This is a genomic window from Anabaena cylindrica UHCC 0172 (genome assembly GCF_034931625.1).
Taxonomy (GTDB): Bacteria; Cyanobacteriota; Cyanobacteriia; order Cyanobacteriales; family Nostocaceae; genus Anabaena; species Anabaena cylindrica_A.
In genome coordinates this window covers 1-16205 of sequence record NZ_JAYGGY010000055.1, presented here as the reverse complement: position 1 = coordinate 16205, position 16205 = coordinate 1, and the positions used below count along the sequence as shown (strand labels likewise).

Genomic DNA, 16205 nt, shown 5'->3' with positions numbered 1-16205 from the left:
ACTGGTTTACTAATTGCTGTTACTGTACCTCATAACAGCGGGAAGTGCTGTATCAGCACATCAACTAACAATAACAATCAAACCATCTATGATCGTCAGAATAATAATCGCAGACGTGATGACGATGATGATTATCGCCGCCAACAAGGATATAACAGAGAACAAAATCGTAACTCATCCAAAGCTTTTCGGAACAAAGACTGGAGCGGCTTACTGCAATTTGGAAGACTAGTTAATTCCAACCAAAGAGGCTTAGTTTTGCAGCTAAATATTCTAGAAAAACCAATTACTAGATATGCAAATGTAGTCTACACCGTATATGCTTTACAAAACAATCGTTGGGTGCAATTTTACAGCAGTACAGGCTCAAGACTGATTGAAAAAAAATCCGGAAGGTTTTCTTTACAACCAGAAGTAATAGAATTTAATAAACTGCGGCTAGGTAATCTTGACTTGTCGAGATCAGACCTTAAATTTGTCACACAAATCCGCTACGATTCAACCAGCAGACGTGAGGAAAGCTTGGTATTTGAAGAAGTCAGAAACTATAGAGAGATAACTGAAGTTAGTAATGTCAGACAGTTTTCTACTTACCGTTAAATAATGCATCCTTAGGAATAAGAGGTAAAAATAATAAAAATATATATTTTTACCTATTATTCCTAAAAATTGTGAGTCATAAAATCTAAGGATATAAACCTCTATCAGTCAAAGCTTGAGCCACCCTACCAACACCTAAAGTGTAAGCCGCTAACCTTAGATTTACCCGTCGTGTCCGTGATTGTTGAACCACTTGACGGTAAGCATTTACCATCAAATTTTCCATTTCTCGGTTCACACGTTCCTCATCCCAGAACAGGTAAGAAAGTCCTTGCACCCATTCTAAATAACTAACTACCACACCACCTGCATTAGCCAAAATATCGGGTAAAACTGTGACACCACGAGCTTCTAAGACTCGATTAGCTTCTAGTGTGACTGGGCCATTAGCAGCTTCGGCGACAAATTGGGCTTGCACCTGATGAACATTTTCCTCCGTAATTTGGTTCTCTAAAGCGGCGGGAATCAAGACATCACAAGGTAACGTGAGTAAGTCTGCATTACTAATTGCTGTAGCTTGGGGGAAACCTACCACACTCCTACGATTTTTAGCAGCATAGGCTTTCAAAGCCGGAATATCAAGACCAGTTTCCGAAAATACACCCCCAGCACCACTGGAAACAGCAATAATTTTTGCTCCCTCTTGGTGTAATAATTCAGCAGCAGCGCCGCCAACATTACCGAAACCTTGAATAGCAACTCGCACACCCGCAAGGGATTTACCTTGATCAGCCAGTGCTTCACGGACAATAATCATGACACCCCTACCTGTCGCCATTTCCCGACCTAGGGAACCACCTATAGAAATAGGCTTACCAGTCACTACCCCCGGTACAGAATGACCTACATTCACAGAATAAGTATCCATCATCCACGCCATTTCACGGGACGAAGTACCCATATCAGGTGCAGGAATATCGACAGAGGGGCCAATATCTTTGATTAATTCACTGATATAACGACGGCTAATTCTTTCTAATTCCCCAACGCTGTACTGTTTAGGATCTATGGGAATTCCGCCTTTAGCGCCACCGTAGGGAATACCCAGCAATGCACATTTCCAAGTCATTAGCATGGCTAAAGCGGAAACTTCTCGCAATGTCACTGCTGGATGATAGCGAATTCCTCCTTTGTAGGGGCCTAAAATATCAGAATGCTGTACTCGATGACCAGGTAAAACTCTGATATCACCATTATCCATTTTCACAGGAATGGAAACTGTCACCACCTTACGAGGATGGCTGAGGATTTCTAATAGACCTGGATCTAGTTTTAATTCTTTACCTGCCCATTCTAAGTAGCTACAAGCTTGGTCATAGGGGCAAATGTACGCAGGAGAGTGACTTTCTAGTGATGGGAGTGATATTGAAACCATAAAATTTTCCCCTCGTCGCGGTATCTTCGCGAACCAGATATATATGTATTAAGCTTACCCTTATTTTTGAAAAAGATACCAATTTTGTAGTTTTCGTTACAGTTTTAGATGCAATTTTCTGTGTATGAACAACTGATTTGCGGAAAGGAACAAATGTTTTACAATTATTTAAGTTTTATTAAGTAAGTTAAATAGAAAATGAATACCCAAACAACCAAATTACATAATCAACTACCTTTACCACCTGGAAACTTAGGTTTACCGATAATTGGTGAAACAATTAGCTTTTTAAATGATCCAGATTTTGCCAGCAAACGACAAAAGAAATACGGTAACGTTTTTAAAACTAATATATTTGGCTCTCCTACAATTATGATGATAGGAGCAGAGGCCAATCGCTTTATATTTAGCGGTGAAAATCAGAATTTTACAATTCAATGGCCTGAGAGTGTTTCTGTCTTACTCGGTCCTGCATCTTTATCAATGCAAACTGGTAGCATTCATCAAACCAGACGTAAATTATTAGCTCAAGCATTTCAACCCAGAGCTTTGGCAAGTTATTTACCTGCAATGGTAGAAATCACTAATAGCTATTTACATAAATGGGAAGGTTTGGGGCAATTAACCTGGTATCCTGAATTAAGAAAATATACTTTTGATGTAGCTTGCAAATTATTAGTAGGAACAGATGCTACTAATAATCCTCATTTTGCTGAATTATTTGAAGAATGGTGTCTTGGTTTATTTACTCTTCCCATTCGTTTACCTGGGACTAAGTTTAGTAAAGCTTTAAAATGCCGAGATCAGTTATTGACAAAAATTGAAGAAATTATCGTACAACGTCAACAAAAAACAGGTTCTGAACAAGATGCTTTAAGTTTATTGTTAAATGCAAAAGATGAAGATGGTAATGGTTTGAGTATAGAAGAACTTAAAGATCAAATTCTTACCCTATTATTTGCTGGACATGAAACCTTAACTTCTGCACTATCTTCTTTTTGTTTACTATTAGCAAGAAATCCGGAAATTTTAGCAGCAGCAAGGAAAGAACAGCAGGAAATAAATTGTACAGGTGTCCTAACGTCTGAACATTTTAAACAAATGACTTACTTGGATCAAATACTCAAGGAAGTTTTGCGAGTTATTCCCCCAGTTGGTGGTGGATTTCGTGAAGTAATCAACAATTGTGAATTTAATGGATATCGCATTCCTCAAGGTTGGAGTGTGCTATATCAAATTGGGAAAACACATCAAGATGAAACTATATACAAAGATGCTCAAATTTTTGACCCAGAAAGGTTCAGTACAGATAGGGCTGAGGATAAATCTCAGCCTTTTAGTTATGTAACTTTTGGAGGTGGGATCAGAGAATGTGTAGGTAAAGAATTTGCTAAATTGGAAATGAAAATATTTGCAGCTTTGTTGTTGCGTGGTTATGAATGGGAACTTGTAGCAGGGCAAAATTTAAATTTAGCAATGATACCCACACCCCAACCCCGTGATGGTTTAAAGGTGATTTTCCGTTCTGGATTTGGGAATGATTGATAAAGTAAACCTTACTTCTCGACTCTTACCTGTCCGTTTGCATTTTTACGGCTTGCCTAATTTCTGCTAAAATATAGTCAAAATGTCTAAATTAGTCATACTATGCAGACCTACACTCTCACAGATGCTCGCAACAAACACGGTGAGGTTTTTGACAAAGCTGCTACTGAGCCAGTTTTACTTACTAAACAATCACGTCCTAGTCATGTCATTATTTCCGCAGATAGCTACCAAAAATTACTTGCTAGGTTACAAAATTTAGAAGATATATTATTAGCTCAAAATGCTGAAACTGCTTTAAATCAATCAAAAATGGTTGGTACAGAGGCTTTTACATCTGCACTGGAGCATTTAGCAAATGGCGCGGCTTGATGGTTTAGCAACTGTTCTTGATTTCCTCAATGGTTTGCAGCCTAAAATAGCAGCGCAAATAGCAAAAAAGGTTTTGGCGTTGAATGTTGAACCTTTACCAAATGATAGTGAGAAGCTATCTGGTTATCAGGGTTTTTATCGAGTCGATAGTGGTGAATATCGAATTGTTTATAGATATTTTCCAGAGCAAGATTTAGTAGAAGTAATTTTAGTTGGTAAGCGTAATGACGATGATGTCTACAAAAAATTAAAAAGGTTAATTGGATAAACTTAAATATCCAATTAATTTGCCAATGCTAAAAATCATAATCATGATTTTGTTGGGTTTCACGTTGTACCTTTAGGGAAGCAAGCTACAACCCAACCTAAATTTATTAGATAAATATTTCCGGTGTAAAACTCCCATGTAAACCATAGGGAATATGATGTTTTAAGTGTAGTTTTGCAACTGCACCTTTATGGAAATCTTGAGCATCTAAAATCACCACATCTGAGCGATTGTATTCTGCATCATAAACTAAAGCTATTACCCAACCTTCATCTTCTTGTTGAGAATGGGGACGAGGGACAAAAATTGGCTCACCTACAAAACCACGAGGTGCAGCACTCCATAGTTGTCTTTCTCCTGACTCTAAATCAACTTTCATGATTGCTTGTAGGGGAGCATTTCCAGTTGGATGATGATCTGCACCAATGTATAAATAACTATATTTTCTACCCATATAATTTGGGTGAATAGTGGGAAATTCACAAGCGCGATTGTCTATCAGTTGGCGTTGGACTTTATTTTCTTTTAAATTGAGATGAAACCGCCAAAGTTGTGCAGGTGCGTTGGCTTCAAAATTAGTTTTTCGATAATCGCTGTTGGGTTCAACTTCTGTTAAAGATTCATAGCAAATTGAATCAATAATTATTTCATCTTCAACTTCAAAAGCATTGACATGGTGAAAGATAAAACCTGATTGAGTTTCTAGAATTTTTAACTCTTGTGCTTCTGTTTGGGATGTACGGGGGATAACTATAATCTGAGTTGGTTGATTTTTTAGTAACTTAATACATTGTCCGGCACTGGATATTCCTAAAGCAAAAGGTAAAGGATTAAATTTAACAGGATTTTGAAAAAATATGCAGTAATTTGGGGTAATTACAAAATCGTGAATGAAGCAGAAACCAGGAACTTTGTGAGATTGCTTTCTGATAATCTCCCCTGCTAGATTTAATTCAAAAATGGTAATTGTTGTTGATAATCCGGGCTGAATAGAAAAATTGACTAGACAAGGTGCGTCATTATCTTGTTTGCAACTGGGGTCAAAACGAGGATGGGCGCTAAAGGCTTCACCTGTTGATAAAACACCATTAAAATATTCTTTTTCTATAGTTTCTAATGTCTGGGGGTCAAGACGATGAGGTTCGGCAGCTTCCCATAAGGCTAAGAGTTTATCACCCCAGTAAATAACGTTTGTATTAGCAATATTCTTGATTTTGAAATCAAATATATTCGCCAACCAACCACCAGGTTTTTGAGTGCCAAAAACACCACGATAAAGAATTTTTTGGGCTTTTTGTTCTGCTAGATAACCACTAGTTTGCACAAAGCGGTTACGAAAATGGGCGCGGCCATTGGTAAAGGTGATGCGGCTAATCATGCCATCACCATCAAAAGGATGATGTAAGCGTTTCCCGTTTATATCTAATAAGCCGGGTCCATTTCTAAATAGTGTTCCTTGCAATTCTGGGGGAATTTGTCCTTCTATGTCATCAATCCAATAATCAAATTCTTGGGTGAGAGATTCATATCCTCCTTGCCAATCTTCTAGAGTATAGGATTTTGCTAAATTCTGGTTTTCTGGAGTTGCTAATGTCTGCATATTTTTGGAGATTCTCTAAATTTAGGTTGCGGTTAGTTATTAACAGTTGTGACTGTCAATGTTGCTGATGCTGTTTCTTTTTCGTTTGGTAATAGATTAATAAATATCAGAGGTAATAAAGCACTAAGATTAGTGATAATTACTAACAGCCATAGGGCATCAAAAATAGTGTCGGTAATCCCCAACCAGTGCATGATTAATGCCCCAAATTCTTTGGAAATAGCTCCTCCTAAGTTAAATATTGACATTAAGAGTGCAAATAATGTTGCTTCTATTCCTAAGGGACAAATTCTGGCGGCTAATACCATTACGGGCATGAATGCAATTTGTCCCATGACAGCGAGAATTAAGCTATCACCTAAACTAAACCAGTGATCATCTATTCCTAAGGCTCTATTTGTGTGAGTTACTAAGATTAACATCGTCATTCTTAATGTTGTGGAAATGACGATACTCCAACCACAAATTACACGAAAAGGAACACTTTTAAGGAAGCGTTGAAAAATCCAAATACCAATTAGTGAAGCTAAACTGGTAACTAAATGTACTCTTCCTAAAAATTCTGGTTCAAAGTGTAGTTCGTTGGTGAAGAAAAAGAAAAAAGCTGCATCCCCACTAGGGGTAGATTGCCACAGAAAGATAAATAATGTGGGTAGCCAAATTGCTTTTTGAGTGAAGGCTTGGCGTAGTTGTTTGAGTTGATTTGAAACGTTGAAAGGATTAGTTTGATGATTCTCTGGGGTATTTTTGTGAATGGGGGTTTCACTAATTAACCAAGCTGCTACGGAGATAATCAGGGGGAATAGTGCTGTAACTAAAAATACTGTGCGGGTGCTGAAGTATTCTAAAAGTAGCCCGCTAAAGTAAGCTGTAATTAAACCTCCGAGGGCTGTAGCACCCCAGCAGATAGATTGGAGAGAACCCACTTGTGCTTTAGATTCAACTCTGGCACGTTCGACAACGAGGGAGTCAACTATGACATCACTGAAGGCAACGGAAAGGGAACTAAGTGCGATCGCTATTGTTGCTCCTAAGCTAGTATGAACTAATGTGGACAAACTCACCCAAGCCGCTGATCCCAATATTCCCGATAACACCAAATACGGGCGACGACGATAGCCAAAGATAGGCAAACCATCGGATATAAAGCCAAATACAGGCTTAATCATCCACGGTAAGGCAACTATTCCCAACAGTGCTGACACCTCGACTGGACTTAGATGTAATTCATCTTTGAGGAAAAAACTGACGGCTAGACGAGCTAACCCCAGTATGCCTTGGACAAAGTAAACAGCAAGTATGGCAATTAACTCCGGCTTCGGTTCGTTACCTAAAAAGATTTGTTTGGTTACTGAGTCTTTCACCTTGGATAAGCCAGAGGAGTCAATCAGCATTTGATAAATATTCGTTAAGTTTTATCTACTTTTATATCATAACTATATACGGATGATGTTCTCAGCTATCTTAATCACAAAGTTTTTAGCTGCAACTGTCAAAGAAGGGTGGAATGTAAATAAAAGCAAGACGCAAGCATCATTTATAGTCTGACGCTTGCGCTTAATAAATTCGGGCTGATTGTGTTTTTATCCCAAATGAAAATCAAGACGATATCACATCAACTGCTTTCTGATTCAGCACTCCAGTGTTACGACTGTCCAAACTAGACAAACGATTAATGCTTAAAAGTGGAACTTCTTGCCGACAAGATAAGCAAAACCAATACAGTTCACCATGACGGACATGACGCAGGATAGAACCACCGCAGCATGGGCAGATGTTGGCTCTCTTATTCATATCAATGTCCTCCTAAAAAAATTGTTGTTGAAAACAGGCAAAAAATTTTTGATTAAAACCTAATTAATATGTATATTCAAGCGCTAACAATTCTGCTTGGCGACAAAAACTACATATTTTGATATTTTTCCTGGTGAATAGTCATCTAAAAATGCTAAATTCTGTGGATATTACGGTTGTTCTACACAATAAAAATTGTTTAATCCATACCGTAACCAGCCGCATCAACATAATATTGATTTAAGGTTGTACTTTACCAATACTGATTTAATAACTGACATTATTTGATGAGGACAAAGCATTTGTATATATTTTTCTGAAATTTAAATTAACTTTTTCCCTCCCAAAAGCAAAATTTCAGCTAACTATACTATCAATTTCCTACAAAATCATGATGTCATCTCATCAGCAATAGCTAACTACCAGCAGCATTCTTAAACTATAACCGAGGATTTAGTATTTTCATCTGTCTTGGGGATCAGAAACAATTAGAATATTCTGTAGCTGAATTTACAAATTCGCATATTTTGTAGCTGACAATACTAAATTGGGGCTAGGGATCAATTATTTACTACTGTTTTGAAGGTAAACAGCAACAAAATGGAAAAATTATCGAGAGTCAATAGTCACCAAAAATTCACATATTTTATAATTCTTAATTTACCATCATACTGATAAATAACTCATGAAAATTGCTACCTGGAATGTCAACTCGATTCGCACACGTTTAGAACAGGTTATTGATTGGTTAAATCAAAATCCTATTGATGTCCTCTGTTTGCAAGAAACAAAAGTTGTAGACGCTGATTTTCCGCGTTTACCTTTTGAAACATTAGGCTATCACCTTTATATTTTTGGACAGAAGAGTTATAACGGCGTTGCACTCATTAGCCGTAAACCCCTGGAAGATGTGAGTATGGGTTTCTGTGCGATTTTGCCAGAGATAGAACCACAATGGGATGAGCAAAAGCGCGTCATCACTGGTGTTATTGATGGAGTTCGCATTGTCAATCTTTATGTTCCCAATGGTTCCTCGGTGGGAAGCGATAAATATGAATATAAGCTGGGTTGGCTAAAAATACTGCGGGAATATTTGCAGGTGGTGTTGTTGTCTCAACCTGATATTTGTATGTGCGGTGATTTTAATATTGCCCTAGAAGATATAGATATTCACGATAAAGCGAAGATAGAAAATCACATTATGGCATCTGAGCCAGAACGCCAAGCTTTACGAGATGTGATTTCACTAGGTTTTGCAGATGCTTTTCGGAAGTTCAACAGTGAAGGTGGAAATTATAGCTGGTGGGATTATCGTACTGCTGCTTTCAAGCGTAATTTAGGTTGGCGGATTGACCATCATTATCTCACACCGGTTTTGTGCGATCGCGCTCAAAGTTGTATTATTGACGTTGCACCGAGGAAGTTAACCCAGCCTAGTGATCATACACCAGTGATTGTAGAATTTTAGTTGTGTGCGATCGCTACGCTCTCTTCGAGACGCTACGCGAACGCCGCAGGCATCGCGCTAAAAGTTGTATTATCGATGTTGCACCCAGGAAGCTAACCCAGCCTAGTGACCATACACCTGTGATTGTAGAGTTTTAGTTGTGTGCGATCGCTATAGTTTTCTTTCTAGATTGCGATCGCTAATTTCAGTTTATCTTCCAAAAGTTAAAAACAAAATTTATATAAGTTTATTTTTTATCGTTAATTAGATGATAACAACATCTTCTAAATGTTTATAATTATGTCCTTGATTGTCGGGTTTTACAATTGAATTATTTTTATACTTTTGTAGGATTAACTCAGCCCAATTATCAAGGCTTCTATTACTAATCCGATGTTCAAATTCATGTAGAGAATTTACAATTGGTGGAATTGTTAAATTCATCCGAGAGCAATAATCGCTTTCTTTTATTATTTGTGTTAACGTTTCTGACGATACAATATTATCATAAAAAGTCAGAATTAAAGGAATAACTGGTTTATTTTCCATAGATTTTAGTACTTTCACTGTTGCAGAAATTTGTTCACAAGCCGAATGAATTTTACACCATGTATCAGCAATTCCTTCAGGGTGGAAATATGCACTTGTATCGAGATACATAACACTATTTTTACATTCTATTACTAAATATGAATTAGAGAGTTCAATTATAAAATCAGCACGTTTGTCAGAACTTTTTTGAGGATTTTTAACTTCAGGAATTTTTTGAAAAGAGTTAGGTGCTATAGATGGAAAAAGTATATTTTCTAGATAATGTTCAAATGCGTCACTTAATATATTTCCTTTTTCTCTGCTGTCCAAATTTTTCAAAACCAGACTTTCGATTTGATTCCAGCATGATTCAGTGAAAGAGAAAGGATCTGGTAAACAAAATTTATTTGACTCAAACTCAATAAAAGGAGTTTCTAGGAGGATATTATGAAAAAAAGGTTTATAAACTTCAGAGAAATTATTGAGAGTTCTTTTGACTCTGGTGCGGAATGAGTTTTCTGATTCTAAGTTAAATGGCGCACTATTTTGTTGAATGAATAACTTAATATTTTCTTGATTGATACCCAGCTTTTGATTTTCATAGTCAATAATAGTAAATTGTAAAAAATCATAAAATCCCTTTCTTTCAGACGATCCAAATAAACCCAAACAACTTATAAACTGTCGAAAGTATATTTTTGTGGTTAATCCTGTAGATTTAATAAAATCTTCTGAAAAATTGTACTTAAACTGATTTTCAAAAAATTCGATAAATTTAATTGTTCTATTAATTCGGGCAACTGGCTTTCCAAAACCTGAATTTTGAAAGGCTACTTGACGTTGTAAAAAAAGACCTATCATATGTTGACGGATCAATTCTAAATCAAGAATATCACTAATTTTTAATGACCAATTACGAACTCTCCTCTCATTATTTTTTTCCCATGCTTTAATACATTCAACTATATTCTCTGCCTCTTGATCAAGAATATGTGAATATGCAATAGTATGTTTATCCCAGTTAAAATAGACATCAACCAAATTATTAAAATTTTGAATACTAACATTATTACGGCGATGAGGATTACCTATACTAGCTAATAAAATTAGACGGATACTATAGTTACGTAAAGCATTATCTTGTAGCCAATTCAATGGCTCATGGTGTTGAGTCGGCCATATTTGCCAACATTGTTGACTGCCGACTTCCAAAATTGATGTTGAATTATAAGAACGAGTTGAATTAATAAAATCAGTAAAGGTGTTGTAACTCATTTATACTTGTAAAGTAAATAGTTGTTTATGTCGTTTTTTTGTACAAATCTTGTATAAATTATACCTTAGCTCCGATTAAGCTATACACTAAGTAATACAAATTCATAACAAAGTGACCTATAAACCAGAAAGCGATCGCTATCCTGCAAAAGCCATCCACTAAGGTTCTGCGGTAAATCTTCGTTACAAAACTTAATTATAAATTACGAATTACAAATCATTTTTTCTGTTGAATAAATCAGCTAATTTTGTAGATTTATTAGCTTTGCAAAAAAAATATGAAGATATACCGTTTCCATAACGTAAGAACTACCATTAAAACAAACGATAAAAAATTGGTGTGTGTCACATGACAACTAAAAAGCAATTTAACAGCTTTGAAGAAATGCTGTCTGGTTCTGATGTACCTGTGTTGGTAGATTTTTATGCTGATTGGTGTGGCCCCTGTCAGATGATGGTGCCAATTTTAGAACAAGTCAATGCCCAATTGAACAATCGTTTAAGAATCGTCAAAATTGACACAGAGAAGTATAAAGAGTTAGCCAGCCAATACCAAATTGCTGCCTTACCAACTCTGGTATTATTTAAACAAGGTCAGCCAGTGGAGAGAATTGAGGGTGTAGTCCAAGTACCGCAGTTAGTTCAACGTCTTAAATCTCTCATTTAATTTGAGGACAGGGGGCAGGGGGCAGGGAGCAGGGGGCAAAAAAAAGATAAATACTCTACCTCATCTGCCCAATCCCCAATCCCCAATCCCCTCTATCACGAACGACGGGCATTTAAACAACACCATTCTTTTCTTTTCCAGAGAGTAGCCACAACCCAACCATTTTGCTCTAAGACATCAGCAACGGCTTTGGATTGTTCTAATAAAATACCGCTAAAGATGCCCCAAGTAGTAGGTTTAACAATAGCTGTCATTTCTGGAATTAGCTCAATAATTACGTCAGCCAAAATATTGCAGACAATACCATCGACTGGCTGAGGAATGATTTTTGTTAAAATTTCTACACTTCCCTCCGTGGGGATTAAGTGTTCTGAATTAATATCATTGAGGGCGCGATTGCTAAAGGTTGATTGTACTGCTAAAGGATCAGTATCGACTGCATAAACTTTTTCTGCTCCCAGTAGGACTGCACCAATGGAAAGAATGCCAGAACCGCAGCCAACGTCCGCAATTACGAGGCATTCTCTTTTATCATTTTTACTAACGAAAGCTTCAGGAACTTGACTGAGGCGCATTTCTAGGGATTCTAAACATAATTGGGTAGTGGCATGATTACCCGTGCCAAATGCCACGCCTGGATCAAGACGAATGACCAATCTTTCTAATGATTCTGGGAGTGGTAGCCATGCGGGGTTAATGAGAAAGCGATCGCCTATTTCTTGAGGTTGCCAATATTGTTTCCAGCTACTAGCCCAATCTTCTTCATCAATCAATTGCCAATGTAGGATGGGAGATGGCAACCCTATACACATAGCATCTTGCCGCAACCATAATGATAAAGCCGACAAATCCAGTAGCTGTGCTTGAAAGCTGGGTAAGTAAGCCTTTAACAGTGAGGAATTACCTTTGCTTTCACTAGCTGTACCACGACAGCCAAAACCTTCCAGTCGCCAAAAGATAGAATCTTCTAGGTCTGGTTCACATAAAATTTTCAGTTCCCACCAGGTGTTTGCCATATTCAGTGCTGAGTTGTGAGTGCTGAGTTATGAGTTTGAGAGAGTAATGAGTTATGAGTTTGAGGAGTGATGAGTGATAAGTTATGAGTGATTCAGTTAAGAAGTTACTCTGAACTTTTTTTCCACTCAACACTCGTGACTCAGCACTCAGCACTTATAAAGTTACTGTATACGCATCTCGAATTCCTGGTAATTTCGTAATTTCATCTAAGATGCCGTCAGGTAAAGGATCATCAATACTCAGCGCCATGACTGCATCACCACGGACGATTTTACGACCTACCTGCATACTGGCAATATTGACATTAAAACTACCAAGTAGGGAACCGAGTTTGCCGATAATTCCTGGCATATCACGGTGCAGAGTGAACAGCATATATTTGCTAGGTGGAACGTTAATGGGGAAACCATCAACATCGGTGAGGTGAATTTCTTTATCACCCAACAAAGCACCTGTAACTGAATGAGTACCTAAAGTACCTGTAGCTTCTAGATGCAGTGAACCGGCATAATCTCTAGCTGAGGCATCCCGTGTTTCAATGACGCGAATTCCTCTTTCTTTGGCTTCTATGCTGGCATTGACATAATTAACCCGTTCCCGTAGGGCTTGATAAAGTAGTCCTTTCAGGGCGGCTACAACCAACGGTTGACTTTTGTTAGTTGCTAATTCCCCTTGGAGGGTGATATTCAGTGTTTCTACCCTGCCACCTACTAGTTGTCCCACCAAGTTACCGAGGGTTTCGGCTAACTGCATATAGGGCTTGAGTTCTTCTAAAACATCGGGTCCGAATCCGGGGATGTTAACAGCAGAACGGGCAGGTAGTCCTAAAAGGACATCGCGGATTTGTTCAGCTACGTCTATAGCGACGTTAACTTGGGCTTCAGCGGTAGATGCACCCAGGTGGGGAGTGAGAATGATCTCTTTACCGAGCGATCGCAAATCAGATTCTCCTAGAGGTTCTGACTCGTACACATCCAACGCTGCACCACCAATTTTACCCTCTTTAATTGCCGCTGCTAAAGCTGCCTCATCAATAATGCCACCACGAGCGCAATTAATAATTCTCGCAGTCGGTTTCATCTTGGCCAAAGTTTTAGCATTGATGATGTGGGTAGTTTCTGGAGTTTTAGGAATATGCAAGGTGATATAATCTGACTGCTGCATCAGTAAATCTAACTCTACTAACTGACAGCCCATCTGTTCAGCCCTTTCTGTGGAAATAAAGGGATCATAAGCTAACAGTTTCATGCCCATAGCTCTAGCTACAGATGCAACATGGGAGCCAATTTTACCTAAACCCACAACACCCAGAGTTTTTTTGTATACTTCTGCACCCACAAAAGTTTTTCGATCCCATTCACCCCTTTTGACGGAAGCATTTGCATCTGGGATATGACGAGATAAAGATAACATCATCGCTAGTGCGTGTTCAGCAGCAGCGATCGTATTTCCCTCTGGAGAATTAACGACTACAATACCTTTGCGGGTAGCAGCAGGAACATCAACATTATCTACTCCCACACCAGCACGACCAATAATTTTTAATTGTGTGCCAGCTTCGATAATTTCTTGAGTGACGCGAGTTCCAGAACGGATCATCAACGCATCGTACTCACCAATAATTTCTATCAGTTCTGCTGGTTTAAGACCTGTTTTGACATCAACCGTAGCAACTTGGGAAAGGATGTCAATACCAGCTTGGTCAATTGGATCGGAGACAAGAACCTTAGACATGATTAGTTTATTTAAATTTACAGGTTTCGCTGCACAAGACTTATAAGTTTAGTCTTTATCTGTAACAATTCAGCAAAAATTATGTGTTTAGCAATTAAGATTCAGGCAATAAACTATACAAATGCTCATGGTTGTAGATATGGCTATGAATAAATATCTACCACCATATTTTAGATGATCACAGTAAAATTACGGAATATATCTTTAGTAAAGGAGAATAAAATTTGTTTATTCATCTAAATTAATTCCCAATTCTCGCAATTTCTGCGTTAGTGCTTCTGTCCGTTGTCGCTCCTGTGATAATAATAATTCTGTTTGCTCTCGTTTTTGTTTTTCTAATTCAACATTTTCATGTCCGGTAAATAGTAAATTTCCCTGATCATCCCACCAACGCAGCCAAGGTAATTCTAGATTCTGATATTTTCCTTGCCAAATTCCCAATTCTACGCCTAAAGAATGAATAGGAAAATGACCACGTTCATTGGCTGGTAATAATTCATAATGGTCTTCTATTAAATGATAGAGTTCTATACTGGATTTTTCTACTTCATAAATGCCATAAAATGCAGGTCTAATGACTTGTTCATAAACCCAAAATTTACCTTTCCAAGGTGTTTTGTCTCGTTCTTCTGAACCATCACCAGAAACAAATTCTAAGACAATTAATGGCGGCATAATTTCTTGCCATAGGACATAAGAACGACGGGGTTTTCCCTTGAGATGTGGAGGAACGTTAGGGACATAAAACCAGTCTGGTGCTTCTGCGCCTTTTTCTAAAGGGTCAGTAAGTCGCCAATAAATACCAGAGTCTTGTCCAATGCAATAATTACCATCTGGGTGGCGTTTTTCTAAAATTGACTGAATTGAATCCGTCAAAAGAATGCTTTGGGGATGTTCTTGAAAGTTTTGACCTACGGTACGCTCCGCGAACACAAATTCGCCGTTAGACTCTGGTAACTGGGTGTGATCAGGTAAAGTAACAGTTTGGGGTGTGCCAGTAGTGATCATTTTTGTTAATGATTGGTGATTGGTGATTGGTAATAAAATCCCAGACTTCATCCTGTTCATCCTTAAATCCTGGAAATCCTGATTCAGACAGTAGCAACTTACGTTAATCTATTATGGGAATTTTCCTTCGCGCACTTCGGCAGAATAATTTTGTACAGCTTGAGTAATTTGTTCTCGTAAATTTGTATAAACTTTGGCAAATGGTGGTTGTTTTTCTGAAAGTCCGAGAATATCGGAAGTAACTAATACCTGACCATCACACTCTGAACCTGCACCGATACCAATAGTGGGAATACGTAATTTTTGAGTAATTTGTAATGCTAAACTAGCGGGGATATGTTCTAATACTATTGAAAATACACCAGCTTGTTCGAGAGCGATCGCTTCATTTAAAATTTTCTCACCCGCTTCTGGGCTTTTTCCCTGTTGTCGTAAACCCAGTTGATGTACAGATTGTGGTGTCAACCCCACATGACCCATGACCGGAATACCAGCTTGTACCAATCTGTCCACAGTTTCCACCATTGCCGGATGTCCACCTTCTAATTTTACCGCTTGTGCGCCAGTTTCCTTCAACACCCTGCCGGCTGAGTGCATAGCTTGAGAGATGCTTTCTTGATAAGTCAAAAACGGTAAATCGACAACAACGAGAGCGCGTTTCACAGCACGACGGACAGCTTTAGCATGATGGATCATTTCATCTAGAGTAATTGGCAGCGTTGTTTCATACCCAAGAATTACTGCCAAAGAATCACCTACCAGAATTAAGTCTACACCAGCTGCATCCAACAGTTGAGCGATCGCATAATCCCAGCCAGTCAAAGCGACAATTGCCCGCCCCTGTTGTTTCCATTGAATTAATTGCTGGGTAGTAACTGCCATAAGCGATTTTAGATATTGTAGATGAAGTAACAGAAGAGTAATGAGTAATGAGTAATGAGTAATGAGTAATGAGTAATGAGTAATGAGTAA

15 protein-coding genes are annotated in these 16205 nt (G+C 38.0%); 6 read left to right on the top strand and 9 right to left on the bottom strand.

Annotated elements, in window-relative coordinates; all coding sequences use genetic code 11:
- Positions 1-600, top strand: a 600-nt coding sequence (locus VB713_RS13055) for a hypothetical protein (RefSeq protein WP_323311953.1), incomplete at its 5' end; no start/stop codon positions are given.
- Between the two features lie 85 nt (positions 601-685).
- Here VB713_RS13055 and VB713_RS13050 read toward each other — a convergent pair.
- Complete coding sequence (locus VB713_RS13050; protein WP_323311952.1) at positions 686-1975, bottom strand: Glu/Leu/Phe/Val dehydrogenase; 1290 nt, start codon at positions 1973-1975, stop codon at positions 686-688.
- A 198-nt stretch (positions 1976-2173) separates the two neighbouring features.
- On the opposite strand from VB713_RS13050, the gene VB713_RS13045 reads away from it, so the two are divergent.
- The 3 genes from VB713_RS13045 to VB713_RS13035 all read left to right on the top strand — a co-directional run bounded on the left by VB713_RS13045 (position 2174) and on the right by VB713_RS13035 (position 4160).
- Positions 2174-3520, top strand: coding sequence for a cytochrome P450 (locus VB713_RS13045; RefSeq protein ID WP_323311951.1), 1347 nt, complete (start codon positions 2174-2176; stop codon positions 3518-3520).
- A 102-nt stretch (positions 3521-3622) separates the two neighbouring features.
- Complete coding sequence (locus VB713_RS13040) at positions 3623-3892, top strand: type II toxin-antitoxin system Phd/YefM family antitoxin (RefSeq protein ID WP_323311950.1); 270 nt, start codon at positions 3623-3625, stop codon at positions 3890-3892.
- Entirely contained in the window at positions 3879-4160 is a 282-nt protein-coding gene (locus VB713_RS13035; protein WP_323311949.1) for a type II toxin-antitoxin system RelE/ParE family toxin, read from the top strand. The genes VB713_RS13040 and VB713_RS13035 overlap by 14 nt, the downstream gene beginning before the upstream one ends.
- Positions 4161-4266: 106 nt before the next feature.
- On the opposite strand, the gene VB713_RS13030 is transcribed toward VB713_RS13035, so the two are convergent.
- The 3 genes from VB713_RS13030 to VB713_RS13020 form a co-directional block, all read right to left on the bottom strand.
- Entirely contained in the window at positions 4267-5760 is a 1494-nt protein-coding gene (locus VB713_RS13030; protein WP_323311948.1) for a carotenoid oxygenase family protein, read from the bottom strand.
- Positions 5761-5792: 32 nt separating this feature from the next.
- Positions 5793-7154, bottom strand: coding sequence for a folate/biopterin family MFS transporter (locus VB713_RS13025; RefSeq protein WP_323311947.1), 1362 nt, complete (start codon positions 7152-7154; stop codon positions 5793-5795).
- 205 nt (positions 7155-7359) lie between these two features.
- Positions 7360-7554: a hypothetical protein gene (locus tag VB713_RS13020; RefSeq protein ID WP_323311946.1), complete on the bottom strand. Its 195-nt coding sequence runs from the start codon at positions 7552-7554 to the stop codon at positions 7360-7362.
- Between the two features lie 685 nt (positions 7555-8239).
- On the opposite strand from VB713_RS13020, the gene xth reads away from it, so the two are divergent.
- Positions 8240-9022 carry an exodeoxyribonuclease III gene (gene xth / locus VB713_RS13015; protein ID WP_323311945.1) on the top strand — a complete coding sequence of 261 codons (783 nt, stop codon included), beginning with the start codon at positions 8240-8242 and terminating at the stop codon, positions 9020-9022.
- Between the two features lie 243 nt (positions 9023-9265).
- Here the strand turns inward: xth and VB713_RS13005 are convergent, their stop codons facing one another.
- Positions 9266-10807, bottom strand: a complete 1542-nt coding sequence (locus VB713_RS13005; RefSeq protein WP_323311944.1) for a hypothetical protein — start codon at positions 10805-10807, stop codon at positions 9266-9268.
- Between the two features lie 349 nt (positions 10808-11156).
- Here VB713_RS13005 and trxA point away from each other — a divergent pair, with 349 nt between their 5' ends.
- Complete coding sequence (gene trxA, locus VB713_RS13000) at positions 11157-11474, top strand: thioredoxin (RefSeq protein ID WP_323311943.1); 318 nt, start codon at positions 11157-11159, stop codon at positions 11472-11474.
- 95 nt (positions 11475-11569) lie between these two features.
- Here trxA and prmA read toward each other — a convergent pair whose 3' ends face one another.
- The 4 genes from prmA to panB all read right to left on the bottom strand — a co-directional run bounded on the left by prmA (position 11570) and on the right by panB (position 16115).
- A complete protein-coding gene (gene prmA / locus VB713_RS12995; RefSeq protein WP_323311942.1) occupies positions 11570-12490 on the bottom strand; it encodes a 50S ribosomal protein L11 methyltransferase in 921 nt (306 codons plus the stop codon).
- 154 nt (positions 12491-12644) lie between these two features.
- The gene (gene serA / locus VB713_RS12990; protein WP_323311941.1) at positions 12645-14225 is read right to left on the bottom strand and encodes a phosphoglycerate dehydrogenase; all 1581 of its coding nucleotides are present in this window, start codon (positions 14223-14225) and stop codon (positions 12645-12647) included.
- 228 nt (positions 14226-14453) lie between these two features.
- Positions 14454-15233, bottom strand: coding sequence for a Uma2 family endonuclease (locus tag VB713_RS12985; protein ID WP_323311955.1), 780 nt, complete (start codon positions 15231-15233; stop codon positions 14454-14456).
- A 111-nt stretch (positions 15234-15344) separates the two neighbouring features.
- Complete coding sequence (gene panB, locus VB713_RS12980) at positions 15345-16115, bottom strand: 3-methyl-2-oxobutanoate hydroxymethyltransferase (protein WP_323311954.1); 771 nt, start codon at positions 16113-16115, stop codon at positions 15345-15347.
- Positions 16116-16205 lie beyond the last annotated feature (90 nt).